This is a genomic window from Marinibacterium profundimaris (assembly GCF_002210095.1).
In the GTDB taxonomy this organism is placed as follows: Bacteria; Pseudomonadota; Alphaproteobacteria; order Rhodobacterales; family Rhodobacteraceae; genus Marinibacterium; species Marinibacterium profundimaris.
In genome coordinates, this window is record NZ_AQQR01000026.1 from 1 (window position 1) to 21,152 (window position 21,152).

21 protein-coding genes are annotated in these 21,152 nt (G+C 66.5%); 12 read left to right on the forward strand and 9 right to left on the reverse strand.

Annotation, left to right across the window (positions count from 1 at the left end; translation table 11 throughout):
• Positions 1 to 35: 35 nt before the first annotated feature.
• Positions 36 to 1,052, reverse strand: a complete 1,017-nt coding sequence (bmt, locus tag ATO3_RS25525; protein WP_088652703.1) for a betaine--homocysteine S-methyltransferase — start codon at positions 1,050 to 1,052, stop codon at positions 36 to 38.
• Positions 1,053 to 1,455: 403 nt separating this feature from the next.
• Complete coding sequence (locus ATO3_RS25530) at positions 1,456 to 1,773, reverse strand: DUF1476 domain-containing protein (RefSeq protein ID WP_088652704.1); 318 nt, start codon at positions 1,771 to 1,773, stop codon at positions 1,456 to 1,458.
• 163 nt (positions 1,774 to 1,936) lie between these two features.
• On the opposite strand from ATO3_RS25530, the gene purC reads away from it, so the two are divergent.
• The 6 genes from purC to ATO3_RS25560 all read left to right on the forward strand — a co-directional run bounded on the left by purC (position 1,937) and on the right by ATO3_RS25560 (position 10,415).
• A complete protein-coding gene (purC, locus tag ATO3_RS25535) occupies positions 1,937 to 2,695 on the forward strand; it encodes a phosphoribosylaminoimidazolesuccinocarboxamide synthase (RefSeq protein WP_088652705.1) in 759 nt (252 codons plus the stop codon).
• A gap of 23 nt (positions 2,696 to 2,718) precedes the next feature.
• Complete coding sequence (gene purS / locus ATO3_RS25540; RefSeq protein WP_088652706.1) at positions 2,719 to 2,949, forward strand: phosphoribosylformylglycinamidine synthase subunit PurS; 231 nt, start codon at positions 2,719 to 2,721, stop codon at positions 2,947 to 2,949.
• Positions 2,949 to 3,617 (forward strand): phosphoribosylformylglycinamidine synthase subunit PurQ, encoded by a 669-nt coding sequence (purQ, locus tag ATO3_RS25545; RefSeq protein WP_088652707.1) that lies wholly within the window; start codon positions 2,949 to 2,951, stop codon positions 3,615 to 3,617. The genes purS and purQ overlap by 1 nt, the downstream gene beginning before the upstream one ends.
• Positions 3,618 to 3,653: 36 nt before the next feature.
• Positions 3,654 to 5,426 carry a sensor histidine kinase gene (locus tag ATO3_RS25550; RefSeq protein WP_088652708.1) on the forward strand — a complete coding sequence of 591 codons (1,773 nt, stop codon included), beginning with the start codon at positions 3,654 to 3,656 and terminating at the stop codon, positions 5,424 to 5,426.
• A 30-nt stretch (positions 5,427 to 5,456) separates the two neighbouring features.
• Positions 5,457 to 6,794 (forward strand): sigma-54-dependent transcriptional regulator, encoded by a 1,338-nt coding sequence (locus tag ATO3_RS25555; protein ID WP_088652709.1) that lies wholly within the window; start codon positions 5,457 to 5,459, stop codon positions 6,792 to 6,794.
• A 624-nt stretch (positions 6,795 to 7,418) separates the two neighbouring features.
• Positions 7,419 to 10,415 carry a ribonuclease E/G gene (locus tag ATO3_RS25560; protein ID WP_088652710.1) on the forward strand — a complete coding sequence of 999 codons (2,997 nt, stop codon included), beginning with the start codon at positions 7,419 to 7,421 and terminating at the stop codon, positions 10,413 to 10,415.
• A gap of 115 nt (positions 10,416 to 10,530) precedes the next feature.
• Here ATO3_RS25560 and ATO3_RS25565 read toward each other — a convergent pair whose 3' ends face one another.
• Entirely contained in the window at positions 10,531 to 10,764 is a 234-nt protein-coding gene (locus ATO3_RS25565; protein WP_088652711.1) for a sulfurtransferase TusA family protein, read from the reverse strand.
• A 93-nt stretch (positions 10,765 to 10,857) separates the two neighbouring features.
• Here ATO3_RS25565 and ATO3_RS25570 point away from each other — a divergent pair, with 93 nt between their 5' ends.
• The 3 genes from ATO3_RS25570 to ATO3_RS25580 all read left to right on the forward strand — a co-directional run bounded on the left by ATO3_RS25570 (position 10,858) and on the right by ATO3_RS25580 (position 14,270).
• The gene (locus tag ATO3_RS25570) at positions 10,858 to 11,610 is read left to right on the forward strand and encodes a cytochrome c biogenesis CcdA family protein (RefSeq protein WP_088652712.1); all 753 of its coding nucleotides are present in this window, start codon (positions 10,858 to 10,860) and stop codon (positions 11,608 to 11,610) included.
• Between the two features lie 78 nt (positions 11,611 to 11,688).
• Complete coding sequence (locus ATO3_RS25575; RefSeq protein WP_088652713.1) at positions 11,689 to 12,915, forward strand: hypothetical protein; 1,227 nt, start codon at positions 11,689 to 11,691, stop codon at positions 12,913 to 12,915.
• Positions 12,912 to 14,270, forward strand: coding sequence for a cytochrome P450 (locus ATO3_RS25580; RefSeq protein WP_088652714.1), 1,359 nt, complete (start codon positions 12,912 to 12,914; stop codon positions 14,268 to 14,270). Before ATO3_RS25575 ends, ATO3_RS25580 begins: the two co-directional genes overlap by 4 nt.
• A 59-nt stretch (positions 14,271 to 14,329) precedes the next feature.
• Here ATO3_RS25580 and ATO3_RS25585 read toward each other — a convergent pair whose 3' ends face one another.
• The 4 genes from ATO3_RS25585 to fumC are packed head-to-tail and all read right to left on the reverse strand — an operon-like array spanning position 14,330 to position 16,363.
• Positions 14,330 to 14,551 (reverse strand): N-(5'-phosphoribosyl)anthranilate isomerase, encoded by a 222-nt coding sequence (locus ATO3_RS25585; protein ID WP_233152317.1) that lies wholly within the window; start codon positions 14,549 to 14,551, stop codon positions 14,330 to 14,332.
• A gap of 32 nt (positions 14,552 to 14,583) precedes the next feature.
• The gene (locus ATO3_RS25590; RefSeq protein ID WP_088652716.1) at positions 14,584 to 14,799 is read right to left on the reverse strand and encodes a ribbon-helix-helix domain-containing protein; all 216 of its coding nucleotides are present in this window, start codon (positions 14,797 to 14,799) and stop codon (positions 14,584 to 14,586) included.
• Positions 14,796 to 14,972, reverse strand: a complete 177-nt coding sequence (locus ATO3_RS25595) for a DUF4169 family protein (protein WP_088652717.1) — start codon at positions 14,970 to 14,972, stop codon at positions 14,796 to 14,798. Before ATO3_RS25595 ends, ATO3_RS25590 begins: the two co-directional genes overlap by 4 nt.
• Positions 14,969 to 16,363: a class II fumarate hydratase gene (fumC, locus tag ATO3_RS25600; RefSeq protein WP_088652718.1), complete on the reverse strand. Its 1,395-nt coding sequence runs from the start codon at positions 16,361 to 16,363 to the stop codon at positions 14,969 to 14,971. Before fumC ends, ATO3_RS25595 begins: the two co-directional genes overlap by 4 nt.
• A gap of 216 nt (positions 16,364 to 16,579) precedes the next feature.
• Between fumC and ATO3_RS25605 the strand changes: the two genes are divergently transcribed.
• Positions 16,580 to 17,134: a hypothetical protein gene (locus ATO3_RS25605; protein WP_233152318.1), complete on the forward strand. Its 555-nt coding sequence runs from the start codon at positions 16,580 to 16,582 to the stop codon at positions 17,132 to 17,134.
• 127 nt (positions 17,135 to 17,261) lie between these two features.
• Here ATO3_RS25605 and ATO3_RS25610 read toward each other — a convergent pair whose 3' ends face one another.
• Together ATO3_RS25610 and chrA are read right to left on the reverse strand one after the other, a co-directional pair.
• Positions 17,262 to 17,726 (reverse strand): SspB family protein, encoded by a 465-nt coding sequence (locus ATO3_RS25610; RefSeq protein ID WP_088652719.1) that lies wholly within the window; start codon positions 17,724 to 17,726, stop codon positions 17,262 to 17,264.
• 76 nt (positions 17,727 to 17,802) lie between these two features.
• Positions 17,803 to 19,095: a chromate efflux transporter gene (gene chrA, locus ATO3_RS25615; RefSeq protein ID WP_088652720.1), complete on the reverse strand. Its 1,293-nt coding sequence runs from the start codon at positions 19,093 to 19,095 to the stop codon at positions 17,803 to 17,805.
• 569 nt (positions 19,096 to 19,664) lie between these two features.
• Between chrA and ATO3_RS25620 the strand changes: the two genes are divergently transcribed.
• On the forward strand, positions 19,665 to 20,378 hold the full coding sequence (locus ATO3_RS25620; RefSeq protein WP_088652721.1) for a DUF3102 domain-containing protein: 714 nt from the start codon (positions 19,665 to 19,667) through the stop codon (positions 20,376 to 20,378).
• Positions 20,378 to 20,872 carry a GntR family transcriptional regulator gene (locus tag ATO3_RS25625; RefSeq protein WP_088652722.1) on the forward strand — a complete coding sequence of 165 codons (495 nt, stop codon included), beginning with the start codon at positions 20,378 to 20,380 and terminating at the stop codon, positions 20,870 to 20,872. The genes ATO3_RS25620 and ATO3_RS25625 overlap by 1 nt, the downstream gene beginning before the upstream one ends.
• Positions 20,873 to 21,152: the final 280 nt, after the last annotated feature.

A 21,152-nucleotide genomic window follows, 5' to 3' on the forward strand; every position in this document is an offset into this window, starting at 1 on the left:
CTGCCGGATATGTCTCAGGTTAAAGGTCTGAGGCTCTAGGCGCGCCGCCGACGCCCGCGCCGTTCCCGCGTGGGGCCGTTGTCGTCGCCGGTCCCGTCGCTGTCCGAGGAGAACCCGCCCAGCGTCCCAGCGATGGTCTCAAGCGAGGGCGTCTCGCCCTTCTCGGTGGTGTCCAGCGCCTCGCGCATGGCGCGCAGGTGGTCGGGCGTGGTGCCGCAGCAGCCGCCGATCACGCTGGCGCCGCAATCGCGCGCCAGCATGGCGTATTTCGCCATCAGCTCGGGCGTGCCGTCGTAATGGATGTGGCCGTCGACATATTTCGGGATCCCGGCGTTGCCCTTGGCGATCACCGGCACCGGCGGGTTCTGCGAGGTGAAGCCCAGCACCGTGCGCAACAGGTCCGAGGCACCGACGCCGCAATTGGCACCGAAGGCCTGCGGGGCGGGATCGAAATCCGAAATCAGCGCAACCATCGCCTCGGATGTCACGCCCATCATGGTGCGCCCGGCGGTGTCGAAGCTCATCGTGCCGCACCAGGGCATGCCGACCAGCGCAAAGGCCTCGGCCGCGGCGCGGAATTCCTCGGGGGCCGAGATCGTCTCGACCCAGAGCACGTCGACGCCGCCCTCCTTCAGCCCGTCGGCCTGTTCGTGGAACATCTCGACCGCCAGCTCGTGCGACAGGTCTCCGACCGGCTGCATGATGTCGCCCGTGGGGCCGACCGAGCCGGCCACGATCACCTTGCGGTCCTGCTTGTCGGCCAGGTTGCGGCCCAGCTCGGCGCCGGCGATGTTCAGCTCGCGCACGCGCTTCTGCGCGTCGTGCAGCTTCAGCCGCGAGGCGTTGCCGCCGAAGGTGTTGGTCAGGAACAGGTCGGATCCGGCATCCACGGCGCCCTTGTAGAGCGCGGTGATCTTGGCCGGTTCGTCGATGTTCCACAGTTCCGGCGCCTCGCCCGAGGAGAGCCCCATGTTGAAGAGGTTCGTGCCCGTGGCGCCATCGGCCAGCAGAACACCCTTGGAGGCGAGGAGATCGGAGAAGGTCGTGGACATGCAAAACACCCATGGAAGCCGTCGGTCGATTTGGGCATTTCACGAACCCGACATGACCGCAAATCGATAATGCTCATCTAGATGATGAGGTTCGGCTCATGTTAGTGGCCGGTCCGGCGGCCGCGTTCCGTGGAACCGGCTGAGCCATATGGGCTTTGCGAAGCCGGAAGGGGCGCGGCGGCGGGGCACCGGATGCTCTGCCTGAAGGTCCGCCTGCGCGGGGATGTCGCCGGGACAGGGCGGGCCTTGGGTGAAGGCCTGGGCAACGGAGTCAGGTCACGGGGCCTTGTGAACAGGGCAGGGGGCGCCTGTGGCGGCGCACCCGTTTGGTGAGGGCCGTGAGATCGGGTCACGGCGGGGATCCGTCAGCGCGGCCTCCAGGTCGGTTCGGATCCGGTCCGGGTCAGTCGACCTCTTTCATGATCTCGGCCTTGGCGACGGGCAGCAGCTCGGCCATCTTGGCGCGGATCGTGTCGGCATCGGCCTTGTCGCCCAGGTCGGCGGCCAGCTTGCGCACGACATCCTCGTGGCCGGCTTCCTCGAAATCGGCGATCACGACCGACTTGGCATATTCCAGCGCATCGTCGCCGGTCTTGCCCAGCAGCTCGGCCGCCCAGAGACCGGTCAGCTTGTTGCGGCGGGCCACGGCCCGGAAAATCATTTCCTCGTCATGGGCAAACTTGGCTTCGAATGCGTGTTCGCGATCATCGAAGGTGCTCATTTGGCGCTCCTCTGGCAGGGCATTAGGTTAACGGTGGTATGCCGGTCCGCCTTTCGGGGATCAAGCCTTTCCGGTTCGCTTGCGACCATCGGGCCCTTCGCGTATGAGAGCGCATGATTGCGCGGGGCCTGCCCCGCTTCCCTCGTTTCCCGAAAGGCCGGACATGGCGCGTCGCAAGAAGATTTACGAAGGCAAGGCGAAGATTCTCTATGAAGGCCCCGAACCGGGGACGCTTGTCCAGTATTTCAAGGATGACGCCACCGCGTTCAACGCCCAGAAGAAGGACGTGATCGAAGGCAAGGGGGTCCTGAACAACCGCCTGAGCGAATTCTTCATGACCGGCCTGAATCAGATCGGCGTGCCGACCCACTTCCTGAAGCGGCTGAACATGCGCGAACAGCTGGTGCGCTCGTGCGAGATCATCCCGCTGGAGATCATCGTGCGCAACTATGCCGCCGGTTCGATGACGCAACGCCTTGGCATCGCCGAGGGGACGCAGCTGCCGCGCCCGATCGTCGAATATTGCTACAAGGACGATGCGCTTGGCGATCCGCTGGTCACCGAGGAACATATCGCCGCCTTCGGCTGGGCCACCCAGCAGGACATGGACGACGTGCTGAGCCTGGCGCTGCGGGTCAACGATTTCATGTCCGGCGTGATGCTGGCGGTGGGCATCCGGCTGGTGGATTTCAAGATCGAGGTCGGGCGCGTCTATGACGGCGATTTCCAGCGCCTGGTGGTCGCCGACGAGATCTCGCCCGACAGCTGCCGGCTGTGGGACATCGAGACCGGGCAGAAGCTGGACAAGGACGTGTTCCGCCGCGACCTGGGCAACCTGAGCGATGCCTATTCCGAAGTCGCCCGGCGCCTTGGCGTGATGCCGAAGAATTCGGGCACGACGAAGCCCACGCTTATCAACTGAGCTTGCAAGAAGAGGATCGGCCGATGAAGGCGCGTGTCACCGTGATGCTGAAGGAAGGTGTCCTGGATCCGCAGGGCGAGGCGATCCGCCAGGCGCTGGGTTCTCTTGGCTTCGACGGGGTCACCGGGGCCCGGCAGGGCAAGGTGATCGAACTGGATGTCGCGCCCGGCACGGACGAGGCGCAGATCGGCGAGATGTGCGAAAAGCTGCTCGCCAACACGGTCATCGAAAGCTACCGGATCGAGGTTCTGTGATGAAGGCCGCGGTTGTCGTCTTTCCCGGATCGAACTGTGACCGCGACCTGGCCGTGGCGTTCCGCGACGCGGGCGCCGAGGTCGAGATGGTCTGGCACAAGGACACCGCGCTGCCCGAGGGTGTGGACGTCGTCGGCGTGCCCGGCGGGTTCTCGTTCGGGGATTACCTGCGCTGCGGCGCCATCGCGGCCAATTCGCCGATCTGCAAGGCCGTCGCCGGCCACGCGGAACGCGGCGGCTACGTGCTGGGCATCTGCAACGGCTTCCAGGTCCTGGCCGAGACGAAGCTGCTGCCCGGCGCCCTGCTGCGCAACGTGAACCAGCATTACATCTGCCGGAACGTGGGGCTTGAGGTCGTGACCTCGAACTCGGCCTATACCGAGGGCTACAATGCGGGGCAGGAGATCACGATCCCGATCGCGCATCACGACGGCAACTACTTTGCCGATGCCGACACGCTCGACCGGCTGGAGGGCGAGGACCTGGTGGCCTTCCGCTACACCGACAACCCGAACGGGTCGCAGCGCGACATCGCCGGGATCCTGTCGCCCAACCGCCGGGTTCTGGGCATGATGCCGCACCCCGAGCGCGCGGCCGACGCGGCGCTGGGTGGCGCGGACGGGGCGGCGCTCTTCCGCGCATTGACCGGGATGCTGGAAAGCGCCTGACTTGAGCCCGGGACAGCGCCCGCGTACCTTGTTCGCATGACGAACGAGGCCGATCCCGACCGCAATGGCAACCGCTGGGCGCGTCCGGGCCACATCACGTGGCGCGTGCGCGCGGTGCTGCTGGGCCTGTTCGCGCTGGCCGTTGTGACCGTCTGGGTCACCAATTCCCTTCTGACGGAACGCTTCACCTCGGCCACGCGCAACCGGGCCGAGCTGCGGCTGGCCCTGTATTCGGGCAACCTGCTGTCAGAGCTGCGGCGCAACGCGATCGTGCCGCAGCTTCTGTCGCGTGATCCGGCGCTGATCGGGGCGCTGAATTCGTCGGATTACACCAATTCCTCGCAGCGCCTGATCTCGTTCAAGGACGAGATCGGCGTCGCCTCGCTGCAGCTGCTGGACCGCGACGGGCGGATCGTTGCCGCCACCGACCGCGAGCAGCTGGGCACGCAGCTGCGCAATGCCTCGTATTTCGTGGACGCGATGCGGGCGGATGCGACGATCTTCTCCACCATCCCGCGCGAGGCGGGGGGCTACCGGTTCCTGTACTCCCGCAGGGTCGAGAGCGGCACCAACGTCATGGGCGTGATCCTTGTCGAGGTCGACCTGCGCAAGTTCGAACGCGCTTGGGCCGGGATCTCGGACGCGGTGATCGTGACCGACAGCGCGGGCACCATCGTGCTGGCCACCGAAAGCCGCTGGTGGGGCCTGTCGGAAGAAGAGGCGATGTCGCGCGAGCCGCCACAGAGCGCGATCGAGCGCGCGATCCGGGCCACGGCCGACTGGATCCCGATGGCGCCCGAGACCTACGTGCTGGGCGAGGGGGTGATGCGGATGGAAACCCGCATCCCGTTCCGCGGGTGGCGTATGGCGTCGTTTACCACCTATGCCTCGGTCCGCGAGAAGGTGAACGGGGTGCTGGCGCTTGAGATCATGGGCTTTGCGATCCTGCTGTCGCTGGTCTTCTACGCGCTGAGCCGGCGCACCGCCTTCCGGATGATGCTGTTCCAGAGGGAATCGGTGGAGCTTCGCGCGCTGAACACGCGGCTGCAGCGCGAGATCGCCGAGAGGGAACGCGTGCAGGAAACGCTTGCGGTGACCGAGCAGACGCTGGCGCAAAGTTCGAAACTGGCCGCCCTGGGCGAGATGTCGGCGGCGGTGAGCCACGAGCTGAACCAGCCTCTGGCGGCGATGAAGACCTATCTGGCGGGCGCGCGGCTGCTGCTGAACCGCAACCGGCCCGAGGAGGCGCTGGCCGCCTTCAAGCGGATCGACGGGCTGATCGAGCGCATGGGCGCCATCACCCGGCAGCTGAAATCCTATGCCCGCAAGGGGGGCGACGCGCTGTCGCCGGTGAACCTGATCGAGGCGCTGGCCTCGTCCCTGTCGATGATGGAACCGCAGCTGCGCCAGCGCCAGGTGCGCATCACCCAGGTGCTGCCCGGAGAGCCGGTCATCGTGCTGGCCGACCGCGTGCGGATCGAGCAGGTGATGATCAACCTCTTGCGCAATGCCATCGACGCCACCAAATCCGTGGATGATCCGGAGATCGAGATCCTGCTGGCCAAGGGCGAGACCGCGCGCCTGTCGGTGCGCGACAATGGCCACGGGATCGCCGACCCGGACCAGCTGTTCGAGCCCTTCTACACCACCAAGCAGCCGGGCGACGGGGTGGGGCTGGGCCTTGCGATCTCGTCCGGGATCGTGGGCGACCTGGGCGGACGCCTGACGGCACGGAACGGACAATCCGGCGGGGCCGTCTTCGACGTGCAACTGCCGATATACGAACCGACGCGCGACGCCGCGGAATGAGCTGAACAAGAACAAGAAAGGGATCCCGCTATGGCACAGGCCATGAAGATCGCGATCATCGACGACGAACAGGACATGCGCCAGTCGATCAGCCAGTGGCTGGCGCTGTCGGGCTATGACACCGAAACCTTTTCCAGCGCCGAGGACGCGCTGAAAAGCCTGAACCCGGATTACCCGGGGATCGTGATTTCGGACATCAAGATGCCGGGCATGGACGGGATGCAGTTCCTGAAAAAGCTGATGGGCACCGACAGCACGCTGCCGGTCATCATGATCACCGGCCATGGCGATGTGCCCATGGCGGTCGAGGCGATGCGGGTCGGCGCCTTCGACTTTCTCGAAAAGCCCTTCAACCCCGACCGCATGTCGGAGCTGGCCAAGCGCGCCACCCGGGCCCGTCGGCTGACGCTGGACAACCGCGCCCTGCGGCGCGAGCTGTCGGATGGCACGCAGCTGATGTCGAAGCTGATCGGCAATTCGCCGGTGATGGAGCGGCTGCGCGAGGATATCCTGGATCTCGGCCAGTCCGACGGTCACGTGCTGATCGAGGGCGAGACCGGGACCGGCAAGACGCTGATCGCCCACGCGCTGCATGCGGTGGCGAGCCGCGCGGCGAAGAAATTCGTGCTGGTCAGCTGTGCCGCCTACGAGGACGAGGCGCTGGCCAAGCGGCTTTTCGGGCCGATGCAGCCCGAGGACGAACACCTGCCGGCGATCGAACAGGCGCGCGGCGGGACGCTGGTGCTGGAAGGGATCGAAAGCATCGGCCCCACGGTGCAGGGCAAGCTGCTGGCGACGATCAACCAGCAGGGCGAACCGGCCGAGACGCGGATCATCGCGATCTCCAACATGCAGGAGGCCGGGCGCACCTGCGAGGATGCGCTGCGCCCCGACCTGTTCTTCCGGCTGGCCGCGCTGCGCATCATCGTGCCGCCGCTGCGCCAGCGGGGCGAGGACATCCTGCAGCTTTTCACCCATTTCACCGAGGGCTTCGCCGACGAATACGGCTGCGACGCGCCCAAGGTCTCGGCCCAGGAGGCGGCGCAGTTCCTGCAGGCGCCCTGGCCGGGCAACGTGCGCCAGCTGATCAACGTGGCGGAACGCGCCGTGCTGCAATCGCGGCGGGGAACGGGGACGATCTCGTCGCTGCTGATGTCGGACCACGAGGAGATGCAGCCGGTGGTGACGACCGAGGGCAAGCCTCTGAAGGAATATGTCGAGGCGTTCGAGCGGATGCTGATCGACAACACGATGCGGCGTCACAAGGGCTCGATTTCCGCGGTGATGGACGAGCTTTGCCTGCCGCGGCGGACGCTGAACGAGAAGATGGCGAAATACGGGTTGCAGCGGGCCGATTACCTCGGCTGAACCCCGGGCGCGGGGGAGGGACCCGGGCAGCCCGCGATCGTCTCCCGCCCACCCACCCCGACAATCGCGGGCTGCCCTTTGCGAGGGGCGGCGACCGATGCGCTCTTTTCCGGCGCCGCAAACCCCGGTTTTCGCGGTATTCGCCCCCGATTTACGGCGAATTCTGCGTAAATGTCGCGGTCCGATGCGTGATTTCCTTGAAGGGAGCACGTTTTCTGCATTGTCATTGCGGCCGTCCGGGTCGTAAGATGACCTGACGGATTGTGCCCTGCTGGGCGGTGGCGCATCCGCACCATTGAGATTCGCTGCCCGAGCCCTGCCGCGCGCCCACGCCGGCAGGAGGACCGGGCAGGCCGATACCGGCTCTCCAGAGAGCCAGCGAACCGTCCGAAACCGGGCACTCCCCGGCACTCGGGCAAAGAATGGGCAGGCGGCCGATGGGCCGACCTGTCGGAGAAGAACCGCGATGACGCGCGCGCGACAGCCGAGAGGACAGGCCACTGGGCATCCCACTGGGACACCTGCCCGGCGCCGCGCCGTGTACACCATCGCCCTGACAAGACAGACCGATCCGCGCGCCGTTCCACCGAGAACTGCGCGCCTTTCGGTGTGCACCAAGGATATATGGCAAAGAAGATGCTCATCGACGCCACCCACGCGGAGGAAACCCGCGTCGTGGTGGTGGAAGGAAACAAGGTCGAGGAATTCGATTTTGAATCCGAAAACAAGCGCCAGCTCGCTGGAAACATCTATCTCGCAAAGGTAACGCGGGTCGAACCGTCGCTTCAGGCGGCCTTCGTCGATTACGGCGGAAACCGGCATGGCTTCCTCGCCTTTGCCGAGATCCATCCGGATTACTACCAGATCCCGGTCGCCGACCGCGAGGCGCTGATGGAAGAAGAGCGCGCCTACGCCGAGTCGATGCGCGCCCGTGACGAAGAGGAGGACAAGAAGAAGTCCTCCCGCTCGCGCAGCTCGAGCTCGCGGTCGAAATCCAGCTCTTCGACCAGGGCGGCCCGGACCAAGTCCAATGACCCGGTAGAGACCAAGGAGGTCGAAACCGGCGAAATCAGCGGCATGGAGACGATCGATCTCGGCACGGACGAGGAAACCACGGAAACCGAGGCCAGCACGCTGGTCGAGGATACCGGGACCGAAACGACCGCGACCGAAGGCACCGAGGCCGACTCGCAAGAGACGGACGAGGGGGCAGACGCACCCGTCGCGACGGCCGAGGCCGCGCAGGACGAGACCGCCGACAACAGCTCGGACGAGGGTGACGCCGAGGTCGACAGCGCCGAGGACGACAGCGCGGACGACGACGGCGACCAGGACGGCGACGACGAGTCCGACAAGGACGATGACACGGATACCCGTGACGACGCCTCCGCGCGCGACGACACCATCGAATCCGTCGCCGAGGAAGACGACAGCGAGGACATCCGTCCGCCGCGCAAGCCGCGTCCGCGCCGCTACAAGATCCAGGAAGTCATCAAGGTCCGCCAGATCCTTCTGGTGCAGGTCGTCAAGGAAGAGCGCGGCAACAAGGGCGCCGCGCTGACCACTTATCTGTCGCTCGCCGGTCGCTACTGCGTGCTGATGCCCAACACCGCCCGTGGCGGCGGCATCTCGCGCAAGATCACCAGCGCCGCCGACCGCAAGAAGCTCAAGGAAATCGCGACCGAGATCGATGTGCCCACCGGCGCGGGCCTGATCATCCGGACCGCCGGCGCCAAGCGCACCAAGACCGAGATCAAGCGCGATTACGAATACCTGCAGCGGCTCTGGGAACAGATCCGCGAGCTGACGCTGAAATCCATCGCGCCGGCCAAGATCTACGAAGAGGGCGACCTGATCAAACGCTCGATCCGCGACCTGTATTCTCGCGAGATCGACGAGGTCCTGGTCGAGGGCGAGCGCGGCTACCGCGTGGCCAAGGACTTCATGAAGATGATCATGCCGTCCCACGCCAAGAACGTGAAACGCTACGACGAGACCATGCCGCTCTTCGCCCGCTACCAGGTCGAAAGCTACCTGGGCGGCATGTTCAACCCGACGGTGCAGCTGAAATCCGGCGGCTACATCGTGATCGGCGTGACCGAGGCGCTCGTGGCCATCGACGTCAACTCCGGCCGGGCCACCAAGGAAGGTTCGATCGAGGAAACCGCGCTGAAGACCAACCTGGAGGCCGCCGACGAGGTGGCCCGCCAGCTGCGCCTGCGTGACCTGGCCGGGCTGATCGTCATCGACTTCATCGACATGGACGAGCGCAAGAACAACGCCGCCGTCGAGAAGCGGATGAAGGACCGGCTCAAGACCGACCGCGCGCGCATCCAGGTGGGGCGCATCTCGGGCTTCGGCCTGATGGAGATGTCGCGCCAGCGCCTGCGCCCGGGCATGATCGAGGCGACGACACAGCCGTGCCCGGCCTGCCACGGCACCGGCCTGATCCGGTCGGACGACAACATGGCGCTGTCGATCCTGCGCCAGGTCGAAGAGGAAGGCGTGCGCCGCCGCTCGCGCGAGGTGCTGGTGAAATGCCCGGTGGGCATCGCCAACTTCCTGATGAACCAGAAGCGCGAACATGTCGCCCAGATCGAACAGCGCTACGGCCTGTCCGTGCGCCTGGAAGGCGATCCGCATCTGGTAAGCCCGGATTTCTCGCTCGAACGCTTCAAGACCGCGACGCGTGCCGTCCCCGTGGCGACCGCCCCGGTGGTTTCGGCCGACAGTTCGATCATGGACATGATCGACGCGGACGCCGAGGACGAGACGGAAGAGGACAGCGTCGAGACCCCGGTCGAGGACGAAGCGCCCGCGCCCGTTGAGAAATCCGAAACGCCCGAGAGCGACGAGGACACGCCGAAGCCGAAGAAGCGGCGCCGGCGGCGTCGGCGGAAGTCGAGCAAGTCCTCGGGCAGCGGCTCGGGCGAGAACGGGTCCGAGAACGGTTCGGACAATGGCTCGGACAACGGCTCCGACACCGGGTCGGACGAAGGCGGCGACAAGGCCAAGAGCAGCCCCGGGACAAGCGGATCGGATGCGGCCACCGCGTCCGAAGCCGACAGCTCGGGCGAGACCCCGGCCGAGGCGCCTGTGACAGCGGCCGAGACCCCCGTGGCGGACACGCCCGAGGAAGCGCCGGCAGCCGAGCTTGCAACCGCCGACGGCACCGCCGAAGAGGCCGCTCCGGCCGAACTGGACCTGCCTGTCGCGCCGGATGACGAAGTTGCGCCGCAGCCGGCCTTTGCCCCCGAGGGCGAGGCCGAGCCGATGGCCGCCGCGCCCGTTGAGGAGCCCGTCGCGCCCGAACTGGACGCGGTGAGCGAGCTTGAGGCGCCGGTGCCGGCAGACGAAGCCCCGGTCCTGGAAGCCGTGGCCGAGGCCCCGGCAGAGGCGGTCGTCAGCGAGGACGCGCCGGTCGAAGGGACCGCCACCGAGGAGGCCCCGACCGAGACGGCCGCCACCGAGCAGGCTCCGTCCGCGACGGTATCGGACGACACGCGCGAAGAGCCCGCCGAAAAGGAACCGGAATCCGTCGCGGCCGAGGCCACGGCAGAGCCCGATCCTGAACAACCGCCGAAGCCCAAGCGGCGCGGCTGGTGGTCCATGGGATCGTGATAAAGACAGCGTGAATGAAACAGGGCGCGGCTTCGGCCGCGCCTTTTTCGTTTGGGAGACCTTTCTGGGGTCCTTTCGGCGGAGCGTTCGGCCGGCCCCGAGCCGGGCGCGCGGCCTAGCCGCCCTTGCGCACCAGGTAGATCTGCATCTCGTCCCGGTCTTCCTGCCCCAGCAGGCCATGCCCGGCCTCCCGGCAGAAATGCGGCACGTCGATCACCGCCGCCGGATCATCGGCCCAGATCTGCAGCACCGCGCCCTCGGGCAGCGCCTGCAGCCGCTTGCGGGCCTTGAGGACGGGCAGGGGGCACAGCAGGCCCCGGGCGTCGAGCGTTTCGCTGATCTCGGTCATGTCCCTTCAGATAGGCCCGGGCAGCGCCGCTGTCCACGGGGATGTGACCTCTCGGCGCGTGACTGCCTGCGCGGAATGCCCTAAGCGAAAGTCATGTTCGGACTGGATATCATCGACGCGGCCCTTCTGCCGGCCATGGCCATCGCCCTTTTCGCGGGGCTTATCAGCTTTCTGTCGCCCTGCGTGCTGCCCATCGTGCCGCCGTACCTCGCCTATATGAGCGGGGTTTCGGTGAATGAGCTGAGCTCGGACCAGCGCGAGCGGAACCCGGCGCTGCTGCCGGCGGTGTTTTTTGTTCTGGGCCTGTCGACGGTGTTCCTGTTCCTGGGCTTCGCGGCCTCGGCCATCGGGTCGGTCTTTCTGGCCTACCAGGGCTGGTTCAACACCATCGCGGGCCTTCTGGTGATGGGGTTCGGCGCGCATTTCGTCGGCGTCTACCGGATCGGCTTTCTTGACCGCGAGGCGCGGATCGACGTCGGCGACCGGGGCGGGTCGTCCTTCGGGGCCTATGTGCTGGGCCTGGCCTTCGCCTTCGGCTGGACCCCCTGCATCGGTCCGCAGCTGGGCGCGATCCTGTCGCTGGCGGCGTCCGAGGCCTCTGTCACGCGGGGCACCGCGCTGCTGGCGGTCTATGCCATGGGCCTTGGCGTGCCCTTCCTGCTGGTCGCGGCCTACCTGCCGCGCCTTGGCGGGCTGATGGGCTGGATGAAGCGCCACATGGAACAGATCGAGCGTGTCATGGGCCTGTTGCTCTGGACCGTCGGCCTGCTGATGCTGACGGGCGGCTTCTCGCGCTTCTCCTACTGGCTGCTGGAGACCTTCCCGGGCCTTGCGATGCTGGGCTGACACGGCTGACTGGTCGGCCTTAATCCGACCATGATCCCACCACGATAGGCTGCTAGGGTAGGGTCAAAGAGGTCCCAGATGAGCAGTCCCCCTACCCATGCGGTCAGGCGCCGCCGGGTGTTCTATATTCCGGGCTACGATCCGATCCCTCCGCGCAAGTACCGCGAAATCTATCGGCGGGAGGGCGCGGAGCAGGCGGCTGTGTCCGGCTATGAGCTGTCGATCGCGCCGCGCAGCGCAGGCGAGGGGCGCTATGGCTGGAGCGTTACGGGCCGGATGGACGGCGCCGAGGTGCAGGCGGAGATCGACGTGCTGGTCTGGTCCGATATCGTCAGGGCCTCGATGTCGAGGTCGATCCCGGCGACCTACGGCCAGCTGGCGCGGACCGCCTGGAGCTATATCGGCAGCGGCGCCTTCTTCCGACTGATGCGCCTGCGCAAGGGGCCGATGATCGCCGCGCTTTATCCGGTGGGGATGTTGATGCTTTACCTCGCGGTGGCGGGGCTGGCGGGCTGGGCCGTGGGCGCGACCCTGGCCGGGCTGGCCGGTGGCTGGGGCGTGGCTTTGGGCTGGCTGCCGGGGCTGGCCGTGGCGGCGCTGGTGCTGCGGGGGGCGCGGGCGCTGGATGGCCGGACCTTCGTCTTCTACCTGATGCACGATTTCGCCTATTCCGCGCAGCGTGACGGGGCGATCCCCGGGCCGCTGTCGGACCGGCTGGCCGCGTTCGGGGACCTGGTGGCCGGGGCGCTGGCAGAGGAGGTGGACGAGGTTTTGGTGGTCGGCCATTCCTCGGGCGCGCATCTGGCGGTGACGATGCTGGCCGACCTGATCCGCGAGGGGCGCGTGCCCGCGGAGGGACCGGCGCTGGCGCTGCTGTCGCTGGGGCAGGTGGTGCCGATGGTCTCCTTCCTGCCCCGGGCGGACCGGCTGAGGGGCGATCTGCGCTATCTCAGCCAGCGGGAGGAACTCACATGGGTCGATGTGACGGCGCCAGGCGATGGCTGCGCCTTTGCGCTTTGCGACCCGGTGGCGGTCAGCGGCGTGGCGCCCGGGCGCAAGCGCTGGCCTTTGGTGGTGTCGGCCGCCTTCACGCAGACCCTGTCGCCGGCCCAATGGGCGGCGCTGCGCTGGCGCTTTCACCGGCTGCATTTCCAGTACCTGCATTCCTTCGACCGGCCCGGCGATTACGATTACTTCCGGATTACCGCCGGTCCGCTGACCCTCGCCGACCGCTACGCGGGACGTGCGCCCTCGGCCTCGCGGATCGAAACGCCGATCTCGCGCTATACCTCGGTGGCGCCATGATCCCGCCCAAGCCCGCCGCGCGGCCCGACCGGGTGTCGCTCTTGCGGTATGCGCGGCTGTTCCGGCGCGATATCCTTTCGGCCCAGCCCGAGCGGCTTTACCGCGCCTGGATGGCGGAGTTCCGGACGCCCTTCTTCCGGTCGTTCCTGGTCAACCAGCCGGAGCTTGTGGCCGAGATCCTCAAGGCGCGGCCGATGGATTTCCCGAAATCGAACCGCGTGGGCGAGGGGCTGCGGCCGCTGCTGGGCAACTCGGTCTTCCTGACCAACGGCGCGACATGGGAGCGGCAGAGACGCATCATCGACCCGGCCTTCGAAGGCGGGCGGCTGAAGGATACCTTTCCCGCGATGCTTGCGGCGGCGGAGCGGGCCGAGGCGGCGCTGGCGGACAAGGCGGACGGCAGCCCGGTCGAGATCGAGGAGATCACCAGCCATGCCGCGGCCGACGTGATCTTCCGCACGCTCTTCTCGATCCCGATCGATCACGCGGTGGCGGCGCAGGTCTTCGAGGAATTCCGCGCCTACCAGCGCAGCCAGCCGATCCTGAACCTTGCGGCTTTCGTGCCCGTCCCGCGCTGGGTGCCGCGCTTCTTCTCGCGTCAGTCGCGGGCCACGGCGCGGTCGATCCGGGCTCTGATCACCGGGCTGACCGAGGCGCGGCAGGCCGAGATCGCGGCGGGCCGCGCGCCGGACGACCTCGCGACCAAGATCATGACGACGGTGGATCCCGAGACCGGCGAGGGGTTCGATACGGCCGAAATGGTGGACCAGGTGGCGATCTTCTTCCTCGCGGGGCACGAAACCAGTGCCTCGGCCCTGGGCTGGGCGCTCTATCTGCTGGCGCTCTTCCCCGACTGGCAGGAAAAGGTGGCACAGGAGGCGCGGGGCATCGAGACCTGGGAGTTCGCCGCGGTGTCGCGGTCGCGGGTGACGCGGGACGTGTTCCGCGAGGCGCTGCGTCTGTATCCGCCGGTGCCGATGATGGTGCGCGAGGCGACGGGCTGTGAGCGGTTCAGGGACCGGGAGGTGCCGAAAGGGGCGCAGCTGGTGCTGAGCCCCTGGCATCTGCACCGGCACAATCGGCTCTGGGAGGATCCCGATGGGTTCGATCCGGCGCGCTGGCGGACGGAGAACGGACGGCAATGCGGGCGCGAAGCCTTCATCCCGTTTTCCGCCGGCGCGCGGGTCTGTACCGGGGCAGGGTTCGCGATGATCGAGGGTGTGCTGATCCTCGCCCGCTTGATGGCGCGGTTCGAGGTCAGGCCGGTGGCGGACAAGGTTCCGGTGCCGGTGGCGCATCTGACGGTGCGGTCGCGGGACGGGATCTGGCTGGAGGTCAGGGAGCGGGGAGAGTAAAACTTTCCCTGAAAGTTTTGGCAAAAGTTTCAGAGAAACTTTTGGTGTGCCCGGCCTGGTCAGAGCCAGATTCGGACCGGGTCGTTGTTGCAGAAGATGACAACCTGGTCTCCGTTGAGCACGGCGTGATAGCCCCGGCGGCGCAGTTCCTGTTCAAAGGCGGCCCGGCCGACAACCCTTTCCAGGTCCCGAAGCGAACGGCGCACGACCTGGCCCTGGCGCGCGGCCTTGGCATCGAAGATCCGTTGCATCCAGAGATCGGGCGGAAGGTGATGCGGCATGGTGTTCATGCCGGCAGAGTGCAAGATCGAGGTTAACGGGCCCTTAACCGCCGCAGCACGAACAGCCGGATCGCCGAGGCGAGGCCGGTGTCCAGGTCGCGCTCGGCGTCGATCTCGGCTGCCAGCGCGTTGAGCGGGCGGCCCTCCTCGGCGGCGATCTCGCGGAAGGCGGCCCAGAACTCGTCTTCGAGCGAGACGCTGGTGCGGTGCCCGCGCAATGTCAGCGACCGCTTCTTCGGCGGGCTCATTCGTCGGACTTGTGGCCGTCGAGGCGCCGGCTGGCGCGCTCGGCTTCGGCCTTTGCGCGGTCCTTCTCGGCCCTGGTCCGGCCGAATTTCACCGCGTTCTGGTCGGCGCGGGCCTTTGCATCGGCCCGCGCCTTGTCTTTCCGGACCCTGTTCAGGTTGACCGGCTTGCTCACGCCTTGGGCCCGATCATGTCCTCCGGGCGCACGACGCGGTCGAAGGTTTCCTCGTCGACGAAGCCGAGTGCGATCGCTTCTTCCTTCAGCGTGGTGCCGTTCTTGTGCGCCGTCTTGGCCACCTTGGTCGCGTTGTCGTAGCCGATGGTGGGGGCCAGCGCCGTCACCAGCATCAGGCTTTCCTTCATCAGCTTCTCGATCCGCGCCTCGTTGGCCTGGATCCCCGACACCATGTTGTCGGTGAAGGCCGAGGCACTGTCGCCCAGCAGCTGCATGGATTGCAGCACGTTGTAGCTCATCATCGGGTTGTAGACGTTCAGCTCGAAATGGCCCTGGCTTCCGGCAAAGCCCACGGCGGCGTCGTTGCCCATCACATGGGCGCAGACCATGGTCAGCGCCTCGGCCTGTGTCGGGTTCACCTTGCCGGGCATGATCGAGGAGCCGGGTTCGTTTTCCGGCAGGATCAGCTCGCCCAGTCCCGAGCGGGGGCCGGAGCCCAGCAGGCGGATGTCGTTGGCGATCTTGAAGAGCGAGGCGGCCACCGTCTTCAGCGCGCCGGAGAACATCACCATCGCGTCATGGGCGGCCAGCGCCTCGAACTTGTTGGGGGCGGTGACGAAGGGCAGGTCGGTGATCTCGGCCATGTTCCTGGCGACCATCTCGGCCCAGCCGGGTTTCGTGTTCAGCCCGGTGCCGACGGCGGTGCCGCCCTGCGCCAGCTCGTAGATATCGCCGAGGCAGGCTTCGACCCGTTCGATCCCCTTGGCGACCTGGTGGGCGTAGCCGCCGAATTCCTGGCCCAGCGTCAGCGGCGTCGCATCCTGGGTGTGAGTGCGGCCGATCTTGATGATGTCCTTGAATTCATCCGACTTGGCGGCCAGCGCGGCATGCAGTTTCTTCAGTCCCGGCAGCAGCACGTCGCGCGCCTGCATGGCGATACCCACGTGCATCGCCGTGGGGAAGGTGTCGTTCGACGACTGCCCCATGTTGCAATGGTCGTTGGGGTGCACCGGGCTTTTCGAGCCCATCTCGCCGCCCAGCATCTCGATCGCGCGGTTCGAGATCACCTCGTTCGCGTTCATGTTCGACTGGGTGCCGGAGCCGGTCTGCCAGACGACAAGCGGGAAGTTGTCGTCGAACTTCCCGTCGATCACCTCTCCGGCGGCGGCGACGATGGCCTCGCCGACTTGCCTGTCGATCGTTCCCAGCTCCAGGTTGGCCTGGGCACAGGCCTTCTTGACCACGCCGAGGGCGCGGATGATCGGCACCGGCTGCTTCTCCCATCCGATCGGGAAGTTCATGATCGACCGCTGGGTCTGTGCGCCCCAGTACTTGTCGGTCGGAACTTCCAGCGGGCCAAAGCTATCGGTTTCGGTGCGGGTCTCGGACATCGGGCGCTCCCTTCGCGTGAACACGTTACTGGCGGTTTAGCGGCGCATCGGCCCATAGGCAATCTGACACTTCCGCCGCAGCGGGCCACCGGCGGCCGGGACGGCGGGGCCGGCAAGCGGATGGGTGTCCGAAGAAACCCCTTGAGTTCGCCCCGGGGAGAACAGACACTTATATAAGTGGAGACCCCGCCACGCGACCTGAGAGGAGAAACACGGATGCAGCTTTGGATCGCCCCCCTGGCGTCGGCCCGGCGCCTGGCCGCAGCCATGGCCCTGGCGGCCTGCGGCGCATCGGCTGCGATGGCGGCCGAGGTTTCGGATTTCGTGGGCTCCTACACCGGAGAGGCCGAGATTGCCGCGGGCGAGGATATTCACCAGCGCGACCTGTCGGTCGAGATCACGGAGACCAAGGAAGGCTTCCGGGTGGACTGGACCACGATCACCTACCGCGCCGACGGCCGGGTGAAGGAAGCGGCCTATTCGATCAATTTCGTGCCCAGCGACCGCGACGACGTCTTTGCCGCGGCGATGCGCAAGAACATGTTCGGCCATGACGTGCAGATGGACCCGATGAAGGGCGAGCCCTACGTCTGGGCCCGCATCATCGACGACACGATGACGGTCTTCTCGCTTTTCGTGGATGACGAAGGCGGCTACGAGATCCAGGAATTCAACCGGACGCTGGCCGATAGCGGGCTGGAGCTCGATTTCCTCAGCGTCCGCAACGGCGCGGTCAAGCGCCGGGTGGATACGTTTCTGGAGCGCCAGTAGTCGCGTACTGATCCGGTGGGTGCCCCGGCCGGCGGGTTCTGCCGGGCCGGCCCTGTGTCGGCTGACGCTAGGGTTGCAAGCCGTTCCGCGACATTCCCGGCGACGGACCCGCAGATCCAGCCGCAGGTTACTTGCGGAACTTGTCCAGCGAGACGACCTCGGCATCCGATCCGCGCGTCGGTTGGGGATCGGGCGTGTCGTCGGGATCGGCGGGTCGCGGCGGATCGGTCTCTTCATCCTCGGTGGATTCAAAGCGCAGGCCGAATTCGACAGACGGATCCACGAAGGTCTTAATCGCGTCGTAGGGAATGTACAGCGGCTCGGGCTGGTCGCCGAAGTTCAGCGTCACGGCAAAGCCGTCCTCGGCCACGTCGAGATTCTCGAACCAATGCTGCATCACCACCGTCATTTCGGACGGGTAGCGATCCGAAAGCCAGTCCGCCAGCAGGGCGTCGGGGTGGGTCGTGTCGAAGGTGATGAAGAAATGATGCGCGCCCGGAAGCCCGTTTTCCTGCACGTCGAGCAGCACGGCCTTGATCAGCCCGCGCATCGCCGTATGCATCAGATTTCCGTAGTCGATCTTGCGTGACATGGCACAATTCCTTGGGGCCTTGGCAACAGAATAGGGGATTCGGACGGAAACGAAAGACGCCCCGTGCGTTTATCGTTCACACCAGATTCAACGTCAGCGCAAGCGCCGCGCAAAGCGCCAGTGTCTGCACCATCCCCCAGCGCAGCCCGAACATCAGCCCCGCGGCACAGGCCGTAAGCGCCAGGGCAACGGGATCGAGGCTGCCTGTGTCGGGCCAGGGCAGGTCCACGGGGCCAAGCGGGATGCTGCCGACGCGGGCAAAGAGCACGTGAAGGGCGAACCAGATCGACAGGTTCAGGATCACGCCCACCACGGCCGCGGTCACGCCCGACAGCGCCCCGGTCAGTCGCGGCCGGGTTCCGAGACGGTCCAGAAAGGGACCGGCGAGGAAGATCCAGAGGAAACAGGGCACGAAGGTTGCCCAGAGCGACACGATCCCGGCGGCAATCGCCAGCCCGGCGCCGCCCGACAGATAGCCCGCCAGCATCGCCACGAACTCGGTCACCAGGATCAGCGGCCCGGGTGTCGTCTCGGCCAGGCCGAGGGCGTCGATCATCTGGGTCGTGGTGATCCAGCCGTATTGCTCCACCACCGTCTGGGTCATGTAGGCCAGCACGGCGTAAGCCCCGCCAAAGGTGACCACGGCAAGCCAGGCGAAGAACCAGCTGACCTCGGCCAGCAGCGGCGGGCCGAAGAGGCTCAGCGCCGCCAGCGGCGCCAGCCAGAGCGTGCCCCAGAGCGCCGCGGTGCGGACCGGGCGGGCCAGGGGCGCCGGCGTGGCGGGGGCGGGCCCGGGGGCGGCATCGCGCGCCTTCAGGTAGCCCCAGAGCCCGGCGGCGGCGATGATGACCGGATAGGGCAGTTTCAGCGCGAAGATCGCCAGGAAGGCCAGCCCGGCCACCACCCAGGCTCCTCGCGATTTCAGCGCGCGCATCGCCACGCCCCGCAGCGCCTGCAGCACGATGACGATCACCGCCGCCTTCACCCCGGTAAAGGCCGCCTGCACCGGCCCCAGCTGCCCGTAGGCGGCATAAAGCGCCACCAGAACGCCGATCACGATCGCCCCGGGGATCACGAAAAGCCCGCCCGCGATCAGCCCGCCCGGCACGCCCCGCAATCGCCAGCCCGCATAGGTCGCCAGCTGCATCGCCTCTGGCCCCGGCAGCAGCATGCACAGCGACAGGGCGCGCAGGTAGCTGTCCTCGTCGAGCCAGGGCCGGTCCTCGACCAGCTCCTTGTGCATCAGCGCGATCTGCGCCGCGGGCCCGCCGAAGGACAGGATCCCGATGCGCCCGAAGACGCGGAACAGCTCGGCATGGGAGGGCGGCGCGCGGTGGGCCGCGGGAGAGGACGGGGTGGTCTCGGGCATGATGTCTCCGCTCGAGGCCCCGGGCTGGTGGAGAAAGGGGATGGCTGGGGCAGTCGGGCGGAGATGAGCCCGGCGGCGGAGCGCCTGTCAAGGCTTGCCCGGCCGGGTGCGGTTGCCGTGTCGCAGCAGGCGCGCCGTGGGAGAGGGGTGAAGCAGCGTGAGGGGCACATGGCCCTCGCAGAGGCCGTTCCCGCGCGATCGATGCATCGGCCCCTGCACGGGCCTGCCGACCGCTGCGCACATTGTGCAGCCAGCGCGAACCACGTGGCCGATGGCGCTTAAATCATGGGAAGGAGGAAATGCAGGCTTCTGCGTGATCCACCAGATGTTCCGCAATATCAGAGCGATAGAGTTTCCAGTGTGAGCGAGAACATTCGCGAACAGGTCGGAAACAAACCAGCACCTTGTAAAGCGCGTTGTGGGGAGAGGAGGCAAAAAGGAAGCCCCGGCGCGCTGGGGAACGCGACCGGGGCCATCGAGGTAGTAGATGAGGTACATCTGTACACCAAGAATACCGGATCCGAGGTGGCGCGTCACCCCATTTTGACCAGGCATTGGGGGATCTCGGCATGAGCAACCGTCTGCCCGCCATCGCGGCCGATCTGGCTGACCTGCACAGCGAGATCCAGACCCACAACGTGGCAGCTGCCGAGAAAGCCATTGCGGCCGGCAGGTTGCTGACCGAGGCCAAGGCGCTTGCGGGTCATGGCACTTGGCTGCCGTTCCTCGCCGAAGCGGGGATCCCTGATCGGACCGCGCAGAACTACATGCGTCTGTGGAGGTCGGGACTAAATGCGCCACTGGTGGCGGATTTGGGAGGGATACGGGCTGCCCTGTCCTTCCTCGCCAAATGGCGGATGCCGGGTCTAGAGGAAGCGCTCTACATCAGTATCGGCGACAAGCGGCCGGTGGACTGTGCTACGGTGAACTTCGCGTTCGTCTGGCGGGATGTTCACCTGCCCGATCTCGTGTCGATCGCGGCTGTCATTGGCAACGATGCCTTGGTGACCCAGCGGCCGATGCCTCCGGGGGTCGATATCGAGGGCCATCAACCGGTTGATGCCGTGCTTACATGGTTGGAGGCGCACGGCTTCTTACCGATCGGCGATTGGCACATCGAGATCGAGGACATCCGAATGTCCATGCCGGTGATCGCTTCGATCCTTCGCGACATCTACGCCCATCCGGGGCAAATCGGGCGCGAGCCTGTCATTGCGAGGGACTGGCACTCGAAGCTCCTCTACGTCCGCGACGAGCGAGACAGCAAGGGCGGGGGCGCCTGATGGGACGCGACAAGAAGAACGAACAGCGCAAGGAGGCCGTCACCGTCCTGCGGCTGGACGTGATGCGCACCCCGGCATGGCGGGCTCTGTCACTACCGGCACAAGCCCTCTACCCGTGGATCAAGCTGGAATGGCGCGGGGCCAAGTTCAACAACAACGGCAAACTGCGCCTGTCCGTCCGTCAAGCTGCGGACTGTATGGGCTGCAACATCAAGACCGCCATGCGGGCTTTCCAAGACCTGCAGGCCAAGGGCTTCATCATCCAGACCGAAGGGGCCAGCCTAGGCATGGAAGGCATGGGCAAAGCCCCTGCGTACGAGCTGACAGAGATTGTGTCTGCCGGTGGCCGAGGCCCTGGCAAGCAGTTGTTCTTGAATTGGTCCGAGGGACATGACTTTCCGGTCAAGATGACGCCGACGCGCGCCCGTCCAAAAACAAAACCCTGTTCCGCGAAAGGGAACACTGTTGTTCCATTTAAGGGAACGAACCGATGATGGCCTGTTCCGTTAAAGGGAACGCCCTGTTCCCCGAGAAGGAACGAAATGGCCGGTTTTGCCCCTCACCCTGTTCCGCGAAAGGGAACATCCTAGTAAGCCATGGGGTGGTGGTCGGGGACGCGGCGGCACTTGGTCAGAGATACACCCGTGCCCTGCTGAGTGCTGAGCAGTCTGGCCGACCGGGAGCCATCCCACAGCGGGAGGGCGGACAGACTGCGTGCCTGCCGCCCGTGACCTGCGCTGAAGCATGGGTCCTTCCCAGCCCCTGCCCATTGCG

What these genes read in the sequence shown, in the direction of transcription:
- ATO3_RS25550 (WP_088652708.1), top strand. Translation starts at nt 3,654, where the DNA reads ATGACGAACGAGGCCGATCCCGACCGCAATGGCAACCGCTGGGCGCGT.
- purC (WP_088652705.1), top strand. Translation starts at nt 1,937, where the DNA reads ATGGCGCGTCGCAAGAAGATTTACGAAGGCAAGGCGAAGATTCTCTAT.
- ATO3_RS25555 (WP_088652709.1), top strand. Translation starts at nt 5,457, where the DNA reads ATGGCACAGGCCATGAAGATCGCGATCATCGACGACGAACAGGACATG.
- ATO3_RS25560 (WP_088652710.1), top strand. Translation starts at nt 7,419, where the DNA reads ATGGCAAAGAAGATGCTCATCGACGCCACCCACGCGGAGGAAACCCGC.
- ATO3_RS25605 (WP_233152318.1), top strand. Translation starts at nt 16,580, where the DNA reads ATGCAGCTTTGGATCGCCCCCCTGGCGTCGGCCCGGCGCCTGGCCGCA.
- ATO3_RS25585 (WP_233152317.1), bottom strand. Translation starts at nt 14,551, where the DNA reads ATGCCGCATCACCTTCCGCCCGATCTCTGGATGCAACGGATCTTCGAT.
- ATO3_RS25575 (WP_088652713.1), top strand. Translation starts at nt 11,689, where the DNA reads ATGAGCAGTCCCCCTACCCATGCGGTCAGGCGCCGCCGGGTGTTCTAT.
- purQ (WP_088652707.1), top strand. Translation starts at nt 2,949, where the DNA reads ATGAAGGCCGCGGTTGTCGTCTTTCCCGGATCGAACTGTGACCGCGAC.
- fumC (WP_088652718.1), bottom strand. Translation starts at nt 16,363, where the DNA reads ATGTCCGAGACCCGCACCGAAACCGATAGCTTTGGCCCGCTGGAAGTT.
- ATO3_RS25530 (WP_088652704.1), bottom strand. Translation starts at nt 1,773, where the DNA reads ATGAGCACCTTCGATGATCGCGAACACGCATTCGAAGCCAAGTTTGCC.
- ATO3_RS25590 (WP_088652716.1), bottom strand. Translation starts at nt 14,799, where the DNA reads ATGAGCCCGCCGAAGAAGCGGTCGCTGACATTGCGCGGGCACCGCACC.
- bmt (WP_088652703.1), bottom strand. Translation starts at nt 1,052, where the DNA reads ATGTCCACGACCTTCTCCGATCTCCTCGCCTCCAAGGGTGTTCTGCTG.
- ATO3_RS25580 (WP_088652714.1), top strand. Translation starts at nt 12,912, where the DNA reads ATGATCCCGCCCAAGCCCGCCGCGCGGCCCGACCGGGTGTCGCTCTTG.
- ATO3_RS25625 (WP_088652722.1), top strand. Translation starts at nt 20,378, where the DNA reads ATGGGACGCGACAAGAAGAACGAACAGCGCAAGGAGGCCGTCACCGTC.
- ATO3_RS25620 (WP_088652721.1), top strand. Translation starts at nt 19,665, where the DNA reads ATGAGCAACCGTCTGCCCGCCATCGCGGCCGATCTGGCTGACCTGCAC.
- chrA (WP_088652720.1), bottom strand. Translation starts at nt 19,095, where the DNA reads ATGCCCGAGACCACCCCGTCCTCTCCCGCGGCCCACCGCGCGCCGCCC.
- ATO3_RS25565 (WP_088652711.1), bottom strand. Translation starts at nt 10,764, where the DNA reads ATGACCGAGATCAGCGAAACGCTCGACGCCCGGGGCCTGCTGTGCCCC.
- purS (WP_088652706.1), top strand. Translation starts at nt 2,719, where the DNA reads ATGAAGGCGCGTGTCACCGTGATGCTGAAGGAAGGTGTCCTGGATCCG.
- ATO3_RS25610 (WP_088652719.1), bottom strand. Translation starts at nt 17,726, where the DNA reads ATGTCACGCAAGATCGACTACGGAAATCTGATGCATACGGCGATGCGC.
- ATO3_RS25570 (WP_088652712.1), top strand. Translation starts at nt 10,858, where the DNA reads ATGTTCGGACTGGATATCATCGACGCGGCCCTTCTGCCGGCCATGGCC.